Below are 18,371 nucleotides of genomic sequence, written 5' to 3' on the forward strand. Positions count from 1 at the left end.
CTCTACTTGCCACCGACTAAGTTAGCGGGTGCGATACTTAACAAACCACCGGGTTTGCCAGGAACTGCCCCTTTGACTAACAGCAGGTTACGTTCAGGATCAACACGCACAACGGTTAATTTGCGAGTGGTGACTTGGCTGGCTCCATAATGTCCGGCCATGCGTTTTCCGGGGTAAACCCGTCCTGGGGTGGTTCCAGGGCCGATTGAACCGGGAAGACGATGGTTTTTTGAACCGTGAGCCATCGGGCCCCGTTTAAAGTTATGGCGTTTTTGATAACCCGAAAAACCACGACCCATGCTAGTTCCACTCACATCCACCAGTTGTCCGGGGGTGAAAATGTCCGCTTTGAGTTGTTGACCTAATTCAAAGTTTCCGGTTTCGCTGACGCGATACTCTTTGAGGTGACGCACCAGGGTTCCGCCAGATTTGGCTAAATGTCCCTGTTCCGCATTGCTGAGATACTTGTTCACCTCTTTGCTGGGAGATTTAGGGGTATTAAGCTTGCGTTTTTTATCGGGAACTTCACCGTATCCTAACTGGATGGCAGTGTAACCATCGGTTTGTTCGGTTTTAATCTGGGTAACAATGCAAGGCCCCGCTTGAATGACGGTGACGGGAATTGCTTTTCCGCTTTCCGCTTCAAACACTTGGGTCATGCCGACTTTTGTGCCGAGGATACCTACAGACACTTAAACTAGCCTCTCTTTTCTACGCATTACAATAAAGTTCGGATCAACCGTTAGGAAGAATCCGCTTGCTGAAATGCACAAGACATCTTTTTTTGAAAATGGCTTGTGGATGTTTAAACACACCAAAATGGTCTCCCGCCGTTTTAGGAGGATCAACCCTGGGGAGTTTAGAACAGTTTCAGGCTATCAACAAGTTTTAAGCTGTTTGCGGATCGAGGATAGCCCTCGATTCTGCCCGTATGTCGCCGGGACTTGAGCAGCACGCTACTCAGTATCCTGTTCTGACGGCTTAAACCCGATGTAGAGTGTGAGAAAACCTCTTCTCTACATTGATGCTGAATTTGTGTAGGGTTTAATGTCAGTGGGTTGCTGTTTCCTGGCGGATTCGGCTTCACTGATTGATGCCCAATCACTAATTCCTTGGAGCAAACACCGCTAACACGACGCTTTCACCGCCTAGAAATTTAGCTTTGGGGAAGCCAACAGTATTTGCCCAATTAGCGACAATTTTTGATTTTAGGGTAATTTTAATTAACTGTCAAGGGTTAAGCCGAAGTTGGATAAGATTTGTATTAAATCTAGGGAAGTTGGGATCAGCGACGTAGCATCAATGAAGCGGGAGATTATGTCAAAATATTTCAAGCGAAGATAAGCCAGATTTAGTAAATGAGGTTCATGATCGAGTTATGCCATTGATTACAACCGGGAGCAAGTTAATTCGAGATTTAGAAACATACGGAGCTTTAGGGCTGTATATTCCCCTTGAAGGAGGATTTGAGGGGCGGTATCGTCGTCGGTTACGAGCGAATGGATATACAACCTATAATCTGTCTGCACGAGGTTTAGGAGATTTAGCAGCCTATTTAACAAGCGTTCATGGGGTTCGTCCTCCCCACTTAGGCAAAAAAAGCAGTGGTAATGACGCAGCCGTGGGTAATGTTTATTATGTTCCACCCATTTTAAATACACAGTTAGATCAACTCCCTGCGAAATCGAAAGGTTTAGTCCTCTGGATCATTGAAGGTCATATTTTGTCGAGTCAAGAAGTGGCGTATTTAACTCAACTCCCCCAGCAAGAACCTCGTCTCAAGCTGGTGGTGGAGATGGGTGGAGCCAGAGTGGTGCAGTGGACACCCCTTAAGGATGTCAACGTGGCAGCTTGAACTTTATTGTTAATTGGGAGTTTAAGTTGCCAAATGAGTTGGGTCTTCACCCAACTTATTTTTTTAACTTTAGATCTTGATTCTCCGTTAACTCCTAGGAGTGTAGCAGGAGTCTTACTTACTTCGCTATGATAGACAGTGTGACGACAAATGAATTCCCCATTAACCGCATTACAACAAGGTAATTGGTTTAAGCTGATTTGCGGAGCTAGTTACCAATATTTACCTGCGGTGAGAAGTTTAACCTTAGCTTATACCTTAGCAGGGGCAGACTGTATTGATGTGGCGGCAGATCCGGCGGTGATTGCGATGACTCAGGAAGCCTTAGTACAAGCCGAATCTTTAGGTGAACAAGCTCAAGCTTTGGGATTTGGTTATCGCTATCGTCCTTGGTTAATGGTCAGTCTCAATGATGGTGAAGATCCCCATTTTCGCAAAGCCGAATTTGAGGCGACTGCTTGTCCATCAAGTTGCAAACGACCTTGTGAAACGGTTTGTCCCACAGGGGCGATCCAATTTTCCCCGGTCAAATCCGGTGTTATTGATCAATTATGTTATGGTTGCGGACGCTGTATTCCAATTTGTCCTAGTGATCTGATTTATGCCCGTTCTTACGTTTACCGTCCCGATGTGATTGCGCCGTTAATTTTACAAACTGGAGTAGATGCGCTGGAAATTCATACCCAAATTGGGCGAGAAACCGACTTTAAACGGCTGTGGAATAGTATTCAACCGTATCTTCAAAAACTCAAATTAATTGCGATTAGCTGCCCGGATGGAGAGGGTGTGGTTGAATATCTCCAAACTTTATATAAGCTGATCACTCCCCTTGAGTGCCCGTTAATTTGGCAAACCGATGGGCGACCGATGAGTGGAGATATTGGGGTAGGTACGACCACCAAAACCGTGAAACTGTGTCAAAAAATTTTATCGGCAAATTTACCGGGATATGTACAACTTGCTGGTGGCACAAACGATTATACTGTAGCCAAGCTCAAATCCCTTGGGCTTTTACAATCATCGGTTACGGATCATCCACCTGTGATCAACTCCGTTCGTCACTTACCTGATAGACCTGTTCAACCGTCCATTGAAAATGGTATCCGTTCAATTGATGACGGTCATTGGGTGGCTGGTATAGCCTATGGAAGCTATGCGCGTGTCCTGTTATCACCCATTTTAGAGGAGTTAGAATCCCGCCAAACTCTAAAATTCAAGACACAATCTCTGCCTGGGGAGAAACGGCTTTCCCCAAGACCTGAATTTTTGAATGAGGACAGGACATTTCATCAGGTAGAGACAGGCTATGGTAGCTCTCTACTTGAAGCGAACCCTGACTTGCTGTGGCAAGCGGTGGGTAAAGCCTCTACTCTTGTTTCCCAACTCAAATCAGGAATCAGTTATCCGTAATGAGTGATTAATAAACGTTTTGGTTTTTAGCATTCATGCAAATAACTAATAATTTATCACCGTTAACTGATAACTGATAACTGATTAACTGTTTACTGTTTACTGATTTGAGTATGCAAATTACAGACGACCTGAACAGATTACTTGAAGTTGTTCCCGATGAAATTCGGCAGAATTTGCAACAGCATCCGCAACGAGATACGTTGATTGAGATTGTGATGGATTTAGGCCGTCTTCCAGAAGCTCGTTTTCCGAATTCTGCCGAATATCTCTCAGAACTCCCTGTGTCTTTGCAAGATCTGGAACATTGCATCTCGCAGATTGGGGAGTTTAGTGGCGACAACCGAGCCGGACTATCACAAACGTTACATCGAATTAGCGCAATTCGTAATCGTACCGGAAAAATTATTGGTTTAACTTGCCGTGTGGGTCGAGCAGTCTTTGGAAAAATAGGAATGATCCGAGATTTGGTAGAAACGGGTCAATCTATTTTACTGCTGGGTCGTCCTGGGGTTGGGAAAACAACGGCACTGCGAGAAATTACTCGTGTATTAGCTGATGAGTTAGAGAAGCGGGTGGTGATTATTGATACTTCTAATGAAATTGCTGGGGATGGAGATATTCCCCATCCTGCCATTGGAAGAGCACGTCGGATGCAGGTGGCTCGTCCTGAACTACAACATCAAGTCATGATTGAGGCTGTGGAAAACCATATGCCCCAGGTGATTGTCATTGATGAGATTGGTACAGAGCTAGAAGCTTTAGCGGCTCGGACGATTGCAGAACGGGGGGTACAATTGATTGGCACAGCCCACGGTAATCGCATTGAAAACTTAATGAAAAACCCTACTTTAGCAGATTTAATTGGGGGAATTCAAGCGGTTACTTTAGGAGATGATGAAGCTCGACGGCGCGGATCTCAAAAAACGGTGTTAGAACGGAAAGCACCCCCGACCTTTGATATTGCTATTGAAATGCTAGAGCAGCAACGATGGGTTGTGCATGAATCGGTCGCGACAACGATTGATCATTTATTACGGGGACTGCAACCGACATTGCAAATTCGGACTCTCAATGATGAAGGTGAAGTCAACATTGTGGAAGAACGATATACTCCCCCAACTCCTGTTTCTTTAGAAGGACGCTCACCGAGTAAATCCCGTGAACCAGTGGCTACGATGCCCGGTCTTCGAGGGTTACGAGGGTCAGGAAAAATGATGGCGGTTCCTACTGTATCGGAAAAATTAGAAAAAGCGACATCGGAATCTCAATATTTTGAACAACTGTTGGAACAGTCGTTTTCTGGGGTGACACAATGGCACAGTCATGAAGAATTTCCTTTGATTCAAAATCTGGGGGAGGGTTCGTCTTTAAGTATTTATCCCTATGGGATTCCTCGCCACCAAATTGAACAGGTGATTCAGACTTTATCTTTACCTGTGATCTTGACAAAGGATATTGATAGTGCTGATGTGGTATTAGCGTTGCGATCGCATATTCGGAATCAATCGAAAATGCGTCATGTTGCCAAAACTCGTCAAATTCCGATCCATACGATTAAATCAGGAACACCCCCCCAAATTGCACGGGCACTGCGCCGTTTATTGAACATGGAAGATCCCAGTACCCCGGAGATTGCTGATTTAAGTTTGTTTGCGTCGGGTGGTTCTTCTGATGAAATTGAAGCGTTAGAAGAAGCACGTTTGGCTGTGGAACAAATTGTGATTCCCAAGGGACAACCTGTGGAATTGCTACCTCGGTCTCCCCAAGTCCGAAAAATGCAGCATGAATTAGTAGAACATTATCGCTTGAAGTCGAATAGTTTTGGGGAAGAACCGAATCGTCGTTTGCGGATTTATCCCGCTTAAGATGGAAGAGGGAGAAGAGGAGCACCGGGAGCAGGGGAGGCACCGGGAGCAGGGGAGGCAGGGGAAGGAATCGAAAAAAAATGCTCTTTTTCTCGTCTTCCTCCTTACTTATCTCCTCCCCAATTTATCGGGATGGATACGCAGGCCTAACTCATCCCCCCTGCTCCTCTTCTCCTCATCCCCCCCTTCTCCTCTTCTCCCCCTGCTCCTCTTCTCCTGTTCGTTAGTCAAATCTGTTAGTTTTTAACAAGAAATCGTATAATTTATTGATCAGAGTCTACTTTTCACCACAGCCTTTCATTATTTTAAAAACCCGCCCTCTGGTTGGATTTTTCTGATAATTTTTATTTAACGCTCTTCTCACCGCCTGACATTGCTCATGGAACCAGAACTAATCGAACGTTTTATTCAGCTTATTGCGACTCAGATGGGATTATCCATTCGGTTACAAGACTATGCTGGATTGACTCAAAAGATTAAGGTACGAGTTAAAGCTTTGAAATTACTAAACCCCGAAGCTTACTTTAATTTATTAAGTGCGGATACTCTAACAAGCCAGCAGGAATGGAAACAATTAATTCCTTTGATTACAACGATTGAAAGTTATTTTTTTAGAGATCAAGGTCAAATTAATTTACTGCGACGGGTGATTTTACCGGAGTTAATCGAGTCACGACAAAAAACAAAAACCTTAACCCTTTGGAGTGCCGGTTGTTCAACGGGAGAAGAACCTTATACTTTGTCAATTTTGCTGCAACAATTACTTCCTGATTGGAATAGCTGGAATATTAATATTTTGGGAACTGATGTTAATGAAGAAGCCTTAAACAAAGGTAAACAAGGGTTGTATACAGCTTGGTCTTTTCGCATGGTTGATCCCGATATCAGAAATCAATATTTTTTGAGACAAGGACAAGAGTGGAAAATCAACTCTTTGACTCAGAATTCAGTGAAGTTTTTCAAGTTGAATTTAGTCAAAGATCAGTATTATGATCCTAATTATACAGCGATTCAAGATGTTGATTTAATTATTTGTCGAAATGTATTTGTTTATTTTGAAAAAGAGTATATCAATCAAGTTGTTTATAAATTTCATCAAGTTCTGAAACCGGGAGGTTATTTAATTACAGGTCATGCAGAATTAAATCATCAAGCTTGTTCTGAGCTTTCCGAACGGAATGCGATTGAGCGATTTCAAACCAAGATTTACCCGGAATCTATTGTTTATCAAAAGCCGATTATTTTGATTGAAGAATCTGTTTTAGTTCAAGCTCCAATTAATTTTAATCAAAATAGCCAGGTTGATCATCATTTGCCTTTATCTGATTTATATCTACAAAATAAGGCGAATAATAAACAGGAGAGTTATCAACGTGAATCCAATAATGGTTCTAAAAACACTTTGGAAGAAGCCAAACAATTTTTTAAAAATAAACAGTATAAAACAGTGATTCAGAAAGTTGAGCAATTCCTTCAAAGTAGTCACCATTTTTTAATCAATCGGGAACTGGGAAGTAGAACTCAGGAATTAACACTAGGAGGACAGGAAGGCAGAATTTTAGCCCGAAATCTAAAACCTGAAATTCAATTTGATGCCTATTATTTATTAGCACAAGCATCCGCAAATTTAGGACAATACGAAAAAGCAGTTTTTTACTGTAAAAAAGCTCTGGAAATAGATTCTTTATCGATTTCTACTTATTATTTATTGCTGCGGATTGCTCAAGAACAAGAAGATTTTACGGGAGCTAAATTATTATCTAAACGGATTATTTATTTGCTGCCTTCATCGGTTCCTGCTTATCTGGAACTTGCATCGATTTATGAACAAGAGGGAGATGATACAAGAGCGATTAAAATGTATAGTACCGCTTTAGGGCTGCTCAAATCCTTACCCCCCAATATGAGAATTGAACATTTAGAAGGAGTAACGGCTGAAGATTTAATTGTTTTTTTAGAAAGGAAACATTTACCTGTTGACTGTTAATGGTTAACTATTAATATCCTAAATGACTGTTCACTGACACTAAAACACCCAAGACAAAACTCGACCTATGAATAGTAATCATGCTTATCTTATTTTTGCAATTCAGTTGATGCGTTATGCTATCACAGCGTCTGCGGTTCAAGAGATTTTTTTCCTACCCGAATTAACTCCAGTTCCTTCGGCTCCTAATGATTTAGTGGGTTTAATTAATGTACGTGGGGAGTTAATCCCAATTATTGATCTCAGCATTCGATTAGGTTATCCTCCTGCCAAATATTCTATATTAGATCGGGTCATTCTTTTAAAATTTAATAATATTAGAATCGGAATTATTGTTAATGAAGTTTATGAAGTCCAATTCATCGCAACTGATACGATTAAAACTGAACTCGCTTATCATCTCCAGCAGGAATTCAATTCAGTTCATAATTCTTATTATATTCAAGGAATTGCTCAAGTCGATGAATATTTAGTCATGATTTTGAATCCTGAAACTCTAATTCAGTATATTAGTCACTCCTTAAGGGATATTAATTTAGACAAAGCCGAGAGTCATCTGGAAGAAAATCAACAGGAACAATTCACTGAATTTTCAACAAAATTTAATTTCAAAACTCAACATAATTTTGTGTTTTGCCCGGAAGCAACGCCAGAAGAACGGGCTATTTTTCAAGAACGAGCTAAAAATTTAAGGCGTTGCTTGGAGAACCAAGATTTTGTAGGTTTAGTACCTTTAGCGGTGATTGGTTTAAATGGAGAATACTTTGGGGTTAATTTAGAGATTATCCGAGAGTTTACCGATATTCATCATGTCACACCCATTCCTTGTACTCCTCCCCATATTGTCGGAAATATGAATTTACGAGGGGAAATTTTAACTTTAGTTGATATTCGAGGTTTGGTGAATTTACCTTTAGAAAGATCACAAACTTTATCTAAAGCAATGATTATTAAAATTCATGATATTGTGTCAGGAATATTAGTTGAAGGAATTTATGATGTTATGTACCTCAAAGAATCTGAGATTAAAACAATTCCAACTGCGGTTCATTTGAAACAGGATGAATATTTACAAGGGACAGCTTTTTATAAAGACAAAATGATGAGTATTCTCAATGTTACAAAAATTATGACTCAAGGTGAATTAGTGGTAGATCAAGAAGTTTAAAATGAGGTAGCTTGTTGGTTTTTGATTTCCAGCCAATAGCCAACCTTAAACTGTCAATTGTCAACCGTCAATAAAAAAAATAAAATGCTAACTAACTTAAAACTCAGAGAACGATTATTATTAGGCTATACTATTCCCGTTTCTTTGTTCATTGGACTCACGGTAATAGTATACGGAAGCATCAACCAAGTTTCTAATATTTTTAAAGAAGTAGAGCGAGTTCAAAATGTAATTTTAGAAGTTAACTTGATGGAGCGCGGTGCTCAAGGAATGATTCGGAATCTTAGGGGATATTTATCCTTAAAAAATGCAGAATTTATCAATGAATATGAAATCGCATTGAATACTTACAGGGAAGCCTCTCAGGATATCGCTCTTTTAATTATCAGTGAAGAGCAGAAACAACGTTTAAATAATCTCAATAATTATGTTAAACAATATGATGTTATTGCTCGAAAAGCTTTTAATTTAGTAAATGAAGGTAAAATTGAATTAGCCATTGAGCAAGCCAGAATTGGTACTCAATATGTGCAGGAGTTTGATGCTCAAAGCTTAAAGTTTTCAGACTTTGAACGCTCAGTGTTAGCACAACAAACTGACAATACCGAAGAATCTTTACAATGGTTATTATATGCTTTAATCTTGGGTTCAATTTTAATTTTAATTGGAGCGATTGGAATTGCTTTATCCATTGCCGTTAATATTAGTGGAACTATTCATCGCGCCACACAGGTGATTGCAACTTCTTCCACTGAAATTGCAGCGACCATCGAAGAACAAGAACGAACGGCAAATCAACAGGCGGCTTCTGTCCATCAAACAACAACCACAATGGATGAATTAAGTGCTTCTTCTCAATCAACTGCCCAACAAGCTGAGTCAGCAACATTTGGAGCTAGACAAGCTTTAGGATTAACAGAAGGGGGGAAACAAGCGGTCAATAGTACCTTAGAAGGGATGGGAAATCTTCAGGTCAAAGTGGAAGCCATTGCTCAACAAATTATTCGATTAAGTGAACAAACTAATCAAATTGGGAATATTTCTGAATTGGTTAGTGATTTAGCAAATCAAACCAATATGTTAGCTTTAAATGCTGCGGTGGAAGCAGTTCGAGCCGGAGAACATGGGAAAGGATTTGCGGTTGTTGCAACAGAAATTCGGAAATTAGCGGATGAAAGTCGAAAATCGGCTTTAAAAATTAATACTTTAGTTGCTGATATTTTAATGGCAATTAATTCAACGGTTATGGCAACCGAAGAAGGCACAAAAACAGTGTTATTCAGTGTGGAATTAGCCAAAGAAACGGCAGATGCCTTTGCAGGGGTCGCTGAAGCCGTAAATAATGTGGTTTTGAATAATCAACAAATTTCTCTGAATGTTAAACAACAAGCGATTGCCATTGGACAGATTTTAGATGCCATGAATAGTTTAAGCCAAGGTGTGGGAGAAACAGCCAATGGTTTAGGTCAAGCAAAAATAGGAATGCAAAAATTGAATGAAGTTGCCTTAGACCTCAATTCCATTGTTTAATAACTGTTGCAAAAATTAAACTATATTGAATTACAGTCAAAGGATTAAGCACCTATGATGATTGAAGATGATGAACTGCGAGAAGTTTTTAAAACCGCCAGTGCAGAACATTTGCAAAACTTGGATGATGGATTGTTATATCTGGAGAAAAATCCCAATGATACGACAAAACTAGAAGAATTATTGCGAGAAGCCCATAGCCTAAAAGGGGATGCGGGAATGCTGGGGGTAAAGGATATTGCCACTTTAGCCCACCAAATTGAACATTTATTAGGCAGTTTAAAACGTCAAGAAACCACTCTTTCTGCTGAATTAGTTGATCGGATTTCCCATGGTATTGATGCCATAGGTCAATTAGTTCATGAGGCAGTCACCGGAGAAGCCTCTGGAATTAATACCTTTCAAAGTCTTGCCTATCTCATGGGGGCCAAACCTGTTAGTCCTCCCGGTGCTCCCCCCGATCCCGGTGCTCCCCCAGTCCCTGTCTCTGTAGGGGTTGAACCTCCACAGACACAGAAGGAGAAACTTGCTCCGATTCCGGTTGTAGCCACCCCAGAACCGAACTCAGAAGCGATTTCCCAGATGGCTTCTGATTCTAAGCTTCCGGTTTTAGCCAGCCCCGAACCGAACCCAGAACTCATTTCCAAGACGGCTTCTCATTCTAAGGTTCCTGTGGTCGCTACCCCAGAAACGGCTTATAAAATTGAAACTATTCGAGTTCCGACCAGTAATTTAGATGGGTTAATGACCCAAACAGGAGAATTAACAGTTACAAAAATTCGCATTGCCCATCGATTGAATGAAATTGAAGAAATTACCAGTTTATGGGAAGAATGGAGTCGAGATGCGTTTGTGAATCGGTTTGTTGTTCATGACTTAGAAAATCGCCTCAATCAACATCATTCTAGTAATGGAACTATGGGGCAACTCCAAAATTATTATCATCGCAGTGCTGAACGTTTAGAAAAGTTGGGACAGTTAATTAATCAACTCAGAAATACTTTTTCAGAAGATATTGCTCGCTTAGAAACGATTAGTGATGAACTCGAAGATGGAGTTCGGACACTGCGATTATTACCTTTATCAACAATTTTTAATTTATTTCCCCGAATGGTACGGGATTTAGCCCGACAACAAGGAAAACAAATTGAATTAGTGATTGCTGGTGGAGATACCCGTGCTGATAAACGGATTTTAGAAGAAATGAAAGATCCGTTGATGCACATTTTAAGAAATGCCATTGATCATGGAATCGAAACGCCAGAAGAACGGGAAAGAAAAGGGAAATTGACCGTTGCAAAAATTGAATTAAAAGGTTATCAAACGGCAACCCATGTTGTTTTAGAAGTTAAGGATGATGGTCGAGGATTAGATATTGAACAAATTAAACAAACCGCTTTAAAACGAGGAATTTGTCAAACAGAAGAATTATTAGGAATGACTCTCCAACAAATTCATGCTTTAATTTTTACTCCAGGTTTTACGACCCGAACGGTGGTCACGGAAGTATCAGGACGGGGTGTTGGCATGGATGTGGTACGAACCAATGTTGAACGATTAAAAGGAATTATTCAAGTTGATTCTACACCCGGAAAAGGATGTTTATTTCGGATTCAATTAGGAACGACATTAGCAACGGCTCACGTTTTAATTGTGTCGGTTCAAGGGATTTCTTATGCTATTCCCGTTGAGTTTGTCCAGATGACTCGGTTGGTGATGTCCCATGAAATTTTTTCCATTGAAGGGCGAGAAACGATTGTGTTTGAAGAGCAACCGATTTCAGTGGCTCAACTCTCAGATTTATTAGAAATTCGCTTAGTTGAATCGACTGTTAATTCCGAAAGAACTGGGTCTACAGATGCCCAATCTCTGCTTTCCATGTCTCCTTCATTTCTTCAGTCTTTTAATCAGCCAAATTCCTCCTTGACTCCAACAAATTGGCAACGGTCAAATTCAGGAGAAAGCCAGCGAAATTCACCCAATCAAAAGCAGAAAAAAAATGAAACTTTGGGTGCGGTTGATGTTTCCTTACCTTGTATTATTTTAAAAGTTGGTGAAGACAAATTAGGATTATTTGTCGATGCGTTAATTGATGAGCAAGATGTTGTCTTAAAACCTCAAAGCCAGTTGTTAAAACGGGTGAGAAATGTTGCAGGGGCAACGATTTTAGGAACAGGGGAAGTTTGTATTATTTTAAGTCCTCAAGATTTAATTAAATCCGTCCGCAAGCAAGCAGGAGCCATAACATCTGCCCCTGTGCGTTCTTCATTAAAGATTCAGGAGTCATCCGCCCATAAACCTGTGATTTTATTAGTGGAAGATTCCATTGCAACTCGTACCCAGGAAAAACGAATTTTAGAATCTGCGGGTTATGAAGTGGTCACGGCTGTTGATGGGTTAGATGGGTTTAATAAACTTACCACTCGTTCCTTTGATGCGGTTGTTTCTGATATCCAAATGCCAAATCTCGATGGATTAAGTTTAACCGCAAAAATTCGACAACATCAAGAATATAGTGAACTGCCGATTATTCTTGTCACCTCTCTTGCTTCTGATGAAGATAAACGCAAAGGAGCAGAAGCCGGAGCAAATGCCTACATTACGAAAGCCTCTTTTAATCAAGAGGTTTTGATAGACACTCTAAAAAGACTGGTATGATCTAGGTGCGGGGGTATCTCACCCTAACCCGTTGACCGTTGACTTTTAACTGTTGACTGTCAACCAACAACTGACCATCTCCTAACAAATGCCAATTCGAGTTCTCTTAGTTGAAGATTCTCCGGTTGCGTTAATTATTCTGAAACGAATTCTATCAATTTCTTCAGACCTTTGTGTTGTGGGAACGGCTCGAACAGGTCAGGAAGCATTAACATTAGTTCCCACTGTACAACCGGATGTGATTTGTACCGATTTTCATATGCCGCAGATGAACGGACTGGAATTTATTCAAGAAGTCATGGTGCTTTATCCTCGTCCGATTTTAGTGATTAGTGCCTCCGTTCAAGCTGATGATACCCATAATGTTTTTCAACTGTTAAATGCTGGGGCGGTTGATGTATTTCCGAAACCGAAAACGGGTTTAGCTTCCGATTATGAGTTAATTGGGCAGGAATTAATTCAAAAAATTAAAGTGCTTTCGGGAGTGAAAGTTTTTACGAAACATCGTAAATCTTCCCCACCTTTATCATCTGTTCCTGTGAACAAGCTACCGTCAATTCCAACCCCCACCCATGACCCAGTGGCTCGCACACCGTTTTCACCGCCTCCCTTGTCCACTGGGGTTGATCTCTCAAAACTTTCTGTCCTCTGTTGTAAAACGATTAGAATGTTAGCCATTGGAGCCTCGACAGGTGGCCCTCAAGCCTTACATACCATTTTGACTCAACTTCCGAGTAATTTTCCCGTTCCGGTGGTTTGTATTCAGCATATTACTGAAGGATTTTTGCAAGGGTTAGTCACTTGGTTGGATGGAGAATGCCGTTTATCAATTAAAATTGCGACGGCAGGAGAAATGCCTCAAGCGGGCTGGGTTTATTTTGCACCAGAAGGACATCATTTAGAATTGAGCCGTAATGGTCGCTTTAGTTACTCAACTGCACCTCCTTTAGGTGGTCATCGCCCTTCGGTGACCGTTACTTTAAAATCGGTTGCTCAATTTTATGGAGCGTCGGCGGCTGGGGTTTTATTAACAGGAATGGGGCGGGATGGGGCTGATGGGATGAAAGCCATTGCTGAGGCTGGAGGGTTAACGATTGCTCAAAATCAAGACAGTTGTGTAGTCTTTGGAATGCCCGCAGAAGCCATTGCATTAGGGGCGGCTCAATATATCCTACCTGTTAGTGAAATAGCTCCGTTTTTGTTAAATCGGGTGAAGGGGTTATAGCAGGGGCTAGAAGTTAGAAGTTAGGAGTCAGGAGGAATGGCAACTCATTCAGGAATGTTGTCTGTTAACTCGCTGTTGCTGTATTGGGTTGGCAATAAAGGATTATTAATATGAAAATAAAATCTCATTTAAAATTAGTAATAAATCCGAAAAATAAAATTTTAAAAACGAGGACTGTGGTCAGCTGCTACACAAATGATAGGGGTTAGAAGACCCAACCCCAACAGGATTTTTGCGATAGCTGCAATTACAAATACAAAATCGGAAAAGTGTATTAGTGTTTCAATCCTCATCACTAATTCTTGATCAACGTTTTTAAAGTTAATGTTGATTAAAAATTCTCTCTATTTTAAATTAAATTAGGCTTTGGTTCGGTAAGATTTAGCTAGTATTTGTGCAGCGAAGACACCGCCGATCAATCCAAATAAATGTCCTTGCCAAGAAATCCCATATTGTAAGGGTAAAACGCCCCACAATAAACCGCCATACAGCCAACCCACGAGTAAGGATAAGACAATAGAAACGAAACTCCGTTCAAAAAATCCTCTTAATAGCAAGAATCCTAAATATCCAAAAATAACGCCACTTGCTCCAATATGAATAGTATAGGGAGAAGCGAATAACCACACTCCTAAACCACTAACAATCATCGTGATGAATGTCACAGTAAAGAAATCTTTAACACCTCGCAGCATCACAAACCAACCCAATGTAATTAAGGGTAAAGTATTGGCAGTTAAGTGATGGAAGTTTCCATGTAAAAAGGGGGCAAAAAAAATGCCGTCTAACCCTTGGATATAACGGGGACGAATTCCTAAACGATTTAACGCGCCTCCAAATACAAAAAAATCAATAATTTCAATAATCCATAGCAATGCAACAATGCTACCTAGAATGAGGATATGGCTTTTGAGTTCCTGAGTCAGAGAGGTTTCAGTGCGATGAGACATAATGGCTTTAGGGTAGGACAATTAGGTGTTTGGGTTAACTACAAAACTAGAGACCGTCGTTTCGCATTCGGCTATGATTAATTATAGGATAACCAAAAATTGAGCCGAATACCTATGAAAGACGTTCAATTAGGGAAATATTTGAGCTTGCATGATTTTTGTACCTGTACGAATACTTATCAAAAATATTCAGATCACATTAATCCCTATCCCAATTCAGGAGAATCGATTCAAGCTTTAAAAGAATTAAATTATTATATTATTGATCCAATTATTGATTATTTTACTTTGGATAGATTTAAGCTAACCTATGGATTTTGTTCCCATGATTTAAGAATTTATTTAGAAAAGAAAGACCCAATTACTGGATTAAAAAATGGTCGAGTTGCCCCGAATCTGGATCAACATATTGCTCATGAAGTTAAAAAGAATGGAGACTATTACTGTCAACGATTAGGGGCGGCTTGTGATTTCTTGATTGTAGAGTTAGACAGTGATGAATTAGTGGATTGGATTTTAAAACAAAAACTTCCCTTTGATTCTCTTTATTTTTATGGGAAAAATCGACCAATTCATATTAGTTATGGCCCTCAACAAAAACGCCAGATTTGGGCATTTACAACGACAGGTAAACCGACTCAAAAAGGAATTGAAGCTTGGGTGAAAAGAGCCAAGGAATTCTAATTAATGATTAATAATTTATTGCTAACTTCTGATGTTGTTGTTAATTTCACTCAACACCAGAAGTCTTTTCATGGAGTGAAATTAAACGGCTAATTGACATTGAGGACAATTGCATCCCGGAATGGAGGCGTTGTTGTGATTGGTTGTCCAGGTTGAAGCTAAAGTTGCAGAAATTTGATTGAGGCTAACAGGTTGTTTAACCCGATTATTTTGAGAAATTTGAGGAGCTACCCAGGCAATTTTAGCAGGAATAATTGGCATCCATTCAGCGATTAATGGGTGAGTATGGCGTGAAGCAAACCCAGGTTTGGCGATCGCTAAAATAGAGATAACCACAACACTTAATGATAAGATCAAAATCGGTAATTTTTTGAGCAATTTCATAGCGAGACGGATAACAATATTGTGTTTTAACCTGTTACCTATTGACGGAAATCAGATCAGGACGATACACCTATTATAGAGCCAAGTCTGAATTTTGTGTAAAAACCGATCAATCCTAAACCTGATGACTTGAACAAATCTGGATTTTCTGTAAAAGTTAAACAAAAGTCAAATTATTTCCACAAATTGTTAATTTAGATTAAACTGGATTACATCGACTGCTCCCAAATTTTGTCAATCTCGATTAACGCAGGATAGATCATGAAAACAACCCGATTTCCTTTAATCGTTTTATTCCTGACACTCAGCGCAGGACTCAGCAATTTATCCCTAATGGTATTAGCAGGTGGCCCCCCTCCAGGTAAGTCAGCACAACCGCAATCGGCACCTGCAACAACACCTTCAACGGCAACTTCTAACCCAGAAAATAATGCAAAAAAAGATGATATTCCCCCTCAGTTCCCTTTACCGAGTGCTAGAGTTGGGGCGGTGAATGGAGTCGTCACTCTTAAATTAATTAATAATGCAAATGTACCCATTAAATATCAACTCATTGGGGGTACTCGTGAAGAATGGTTAGCCCAAAATGCCACCATTCAAATCCAAGGTTCACCTCCGGTTACTTTAACCTATCGGCGACAAGATGGCGGGCTATTATTAGTCAGACCCAAGCCAACGTCCCCTGGAGTTTTAGAAGTACAATTTCAAGTCACTAATGATTTAGATGTTGATACAAAAGCTTTGAATATTACGGAAACTGGAAGCGTGTTTTTAAACTAATGCAAGGCTGATCTGATTGTATGATTCAAAGTTTAAAAACTCGTTGATCAGGATTTTCTTCTAACGGAGACGCTAAAGTCTGATCATTAAAATAAATTTCCCGAATATCAGCAGGTAAATTATCCCCTAATGCGCGATAAGCTCCTTTTAATAGCTCTTTGACTTCATTGGGAGAAACGGATTCTCCTTCGGCTTGTAAATAGGCAGAAATTCGAGTTTCACTCCAATGAAAGGTTTGCGCCATCACCAGAATTAACCTTAATAAAGGTTCCATTGTATCTAATACTAACCCCACATAACACCACAGAGGAGGAGGTGCAACAGATAAAGAATATTGAATCGATTCAACCGGGGGTAAATCCGCTTGGTTAATACAAATAGCAGTGATATTAATTAACCAGTTTTGTAGCGTTGTTCCCCCTTCTGTATTATCTTGTTCTCTTAAATTTAAAGGGCGCATTTCATAAAAAATATGTCGCCACGTTTGAGAAAATAAATAATCAGCTTGTACAGGCGATCGCACTGAATGACGAATCAAAGTATAGACAATTAACGCATAACGGCAGAAAATAGCAACAAAGTATTTCCCCTGATCAGGATAATTCTGAAACAGGGTTAACAATTCCTGGTCTTTGTGATGAAATAGAGACTTGACCAGAGGATGACTTGATTCAGGTAAATGGAGCGTTTGCACGGTAACCTACAGCAAATTTTAGCTGGATATGTGTTTTCCCGTTGCATAATAGCTGATCTTGGATCTGAAATCAACTCTTAAACCCAGATTCATTCCCCCAAACCTTCTCATCCGTTGACTCTAATCTTCTTAATATTAATTTATGGCTTTTTTACCACAAAAATCATCCCATTTTCCCCTTAAAACTCGTAAAACTCGACAATTATTACTTCTATTACTTCCCCCCACCCTTTGGTTAGTTATTTTCTTTATTATTCCCCTTGTAATTGTCTTAATTTATAGTTTTTTAGAACGAGGAACTTATGGAGGCATAACTTGGGAATTTACCTTAAGAAACTATCAACGGTTAGCCAATGATTTATATCTTAATATTTTTGCACGTTCCCTCGGACTGGCTGCCTTAACCACTTTAATCTGCTTAATCATAGGCTATCCCTTAGCCTTTTTTATTGCCACAATTTCCCCCCGTTGGCGAAATTTACTGTTATTTTTAGTGATTATTCCCTTCTGGACTAACTTTTTAGTTAGAACCTATGCTTGGATGATTATTTTGCGGTCTGAAGGCTTGATTAATACGGTTCTGCAAAGTTTAAATTTAATTCAAGAACCTTTGAATTTACTGTTTACTCCCTTTGCTGTTATTGTAGGTTTAATTTATGGATATTTACCGTTTATGATTCTTCCTTTGTATGCAATCCTTGAACGCTTCAACTTTTCCTTAGTTGAAGCGGCTCAAGATTTAGGGGCAAACGATATTAAAACATTTTTCAGAATTATTTTACCCTTAACTTCCCCTGGAATTCTTGCAGGGTCTATTCTCGTTTTTATTCCCGCTTTAGGTGCATTTATTACCCCCGATATTCTCGGCGGAGCCAAAACAGTTATGATTGGAAATTTAATTCAAAATCAATTTTTACAAGCTCGTCATTGGCCTTTTGGATCAGCTTTATCAATGGGATTAATGCTATTAGTTTTAATTCCAGTTCTTATTTATTTCCGCAGTTCTAATTCAGAAAATTCTATTGAATAAATATCATGAAAATAGCGCCCCTGGAAAAATGGATTCAAACCTATAAAAAACCAGTATTAGCTCTCCAAGCAACCCTTGTATTTACCTTTCTTTATTTACCGATTTTAATCTTAATTATTTATTCATTTAATGACTCTCGTTTTGATGC

Annotated in this window: 15 protein-coding genes; 11 read left to right on the plus strand and 4 right to left on the minus strand. The window is 39.8% G+C overall.

What is annotated here, in order from left to right:
* Window positions 1-2: 2 nt before the first annotated feature.
* Window positions 3-692 (minus strand): 50S ribosomal protein L3, encoded by a 690-nt coding sequence (gene rplC, locus ACKPEB_RS09120; RefSeq protein ID WP_408964555.1) that lies wholly within the window; start codon window positions 690-692, stop codon window positions 3-5.
* A 686-nt stretch (window positions 693-1,378) separates the two neighbouring features.
* Between rplC and ACKPEB_RS09125 the strand changes: the two genes are divergently transcribed.
* From ACKPEB_RS09125 to cheB, 8 genes are all read left to right on the plus strand, one after another.
* Entirely contained in the window at window positions 1,379-1,855 is a 477-nt protein-coding gene (locus tag ACKPEB_RS09125; protein WP_408964556.1) for an NAD(P)H-quinone oxidoreductase subunit N, read from the plus strand.
* 150 nt (window positions 1,856-2,005) lie between these two features.
* A complete protein-coding gene (gene ldpA, locus ACKPEB_RS09130; RefSeq protein WP_408964557.1) occupies window positions 2,006-3,265 on the plus strand; it encodes a circadian clock protein LdpA in 1,260 nt (419 codons plus the stop codon).
* 113 nt (window positions 3,266-3,378) lie between these two features.
* Window positions 3,379-5,133 (plus strand): R3H domain-containing nucleic acid-binding protein, encoded by a 1,755-nt coding sequence (locus ACKPEB_RS09135; RefSeq protein ID WP_408964558.1) that lies wholly within the window; start codon window positions 3,379-3,381, stop codon window positions 5,131-5,133.
* A 379-nt stretch (window positions 5,134-5,512) separates the two neighbouring features.
* The gene (locus ACKPEB_RS09140) at window positions 5,513-7,120 is read left to right on the plus strand and encodes a CheR family methyltransferase (protein WP_408964559.1); all 1,608 of its coding nucleotides are present in this window, start codon (window positions 5,513-5,515) and stop codon (window positions 7,118-7,120) included.
* A gap of 67 nt (window positions 7,121-7,187) precedes the next feature.
* Window positions 7,188-8,288, plus strand: coding sequence for a chemotaxis protein CheW (locus ACKPEB_RS09145; protein WP_408964560.1), 1,101 nt, complete (start codon window positions 7,188-7,190; stop codon window positions 8,286-8,288).
* A gap of 84 nt (window positions 8,289-8,372) precedes the next feature.
* Complete coding sequence (locus tag ACKPEB_RS09150; RefSeq protein WP_408964561.1) at window positions 8,373-9,818, plus strand: methyl-accepting chemotaxis protein; 1,446 nt, start codon at window positions 8,373-8,375, stop codon at window positions 9,816-9,818.
* Window positions 9,819-9,875: 57 nt separating this feature from the next.
* Window positions 9,876-12,476, plus strand: a complete 2,601-nt coding sequence (locus ACKPEB_RS09155) for a response regulator (RefSeq protein WP_408964571.1) — start codon at window positions 9,876-9,878, stop codon at window positions 12,474-12,476.
* Window positions 12,477-12,564: 88 nt separating this feature from the next.
* The gene (gene cheB / locus ACKPEB_RS09160) at window positions 12,565-13,701 is read left to right on the plus strand and encodes a chemotaxis-specific protein-glutamate methyltransferase CheB (protein ID WP_408964562.1); all 1,137 of its coding nucleotides are present in this window, start codon (window positions 12,565-12,567) and stop codon (window positions 13,699-13,701) included.
* A 359-nt stretch (window positions 13,702-14,060) separates the two neighbouring features.
* Here cheB and ACKPEB_RS09165 read toward each other — a convergent pair whose 3' ends face one another.
* On the minus strand, window positions 14,061-14,651 hold the full coding sequence (locus ACKPEB_RS09165) for a rhomboid family intramembrane serine protease (protein WP_408964563.1): 591 nt from the start codon (window positions 14,649-14,651) through the stop codon (window positions 14,061-14,063).
* Window positions 14,652-14,765: 114 nt separating this feature from the next.
* Here ACKPEB_RS09165 and ACKPEB_RS09170 point away from each other — a divergent pair, with 114 nt between their 5' ends.
* Window positions 14,766-15,335: a hypothetical protein gene (locus tag ACKPEB_RS09170; protein WP_408964564.1), complete on the plus strand. Its 570-nt coding sequence runs from the start codon at window positions 14,766-14,768 to the stop codon at window positions 15,333-15,335.
* Window positions 15,336-15,416: 81 nt separating this feature from the next.
* Here ACKPEB_RS09170 and ACKPEB_RS09175 read toward each other — a convergent pair whose 3' ends face one another.
* Window positions 15,417-15,719 (minus strand): hypothetical protein, encoded by a 303-nt coding sequence (locus ACKPEB_RS09175; RefSeq protein WP_408970058.1) that lies wholly within the window; start codon window positions 15,717-15,719, stop codon window positions 15,417-15,419.
* 261 nt (window positions 15,720-15,980) lie between these two features.
* On the opposite strand from ACKPEB_RS09175, the gene ACKPEB_RS09180 reads away from it, so the two are divergent.
* Complete coding sequence (locus tag ACKPEB_RS09180; RefSeq protein WP_408964566.1) at window positions 15,981-16,499, plus strand: hypothetical protein; 519 nt, start codon at window positions 15,981-15,983, stop codon at window positions 16,497-16,499.
* A 25-nt stretch (window positions 16,500-16,524) separates the two neighbouring features.
* Here ACKPEB_RS09180 and ACKPEB_RS09185 read toward each other — a convergent pair whose 3' ends face one another.
* Window positions 16,525-17,193, minus strand: coding sequence for a sigma-70 family RNA polymerase sigma factor (locus tag ACKPEB_RS09185; protein WP_408964567.1), 669 nt, complete (start codon window positions 17,191-17,193; stop codon window positions 16,525-16,527).
* 142 nt (window positions 17,194-17,335) lie between these two features.
* Here ACKPEB_RS09185 and ACKPEB_RS09190 point away from each other — a divergent pair, with 142 nt between their 5' ends.
* A complete protein-coding gene (locus ACKPEB_RS09190) occupies window positions 17,336-18,223 on the plus strand; it encodes an ABC transporter permease (RefSeq protein WP_408964568.1) in 888 nt (295 codons plus the stop codon).
* The last annotated feature ends 148 nt before the right edge of the window (window positions 18,224-18,371 follow it).

The organism is Planktothrix sp., assembly GCF_046067725.1.
Taxonomy (GTDB): Bacteria; Cyanobacteriota; Cyanobacteriia; order Cyanobacteriales; family Microcoleaceae; genus Planktothrix.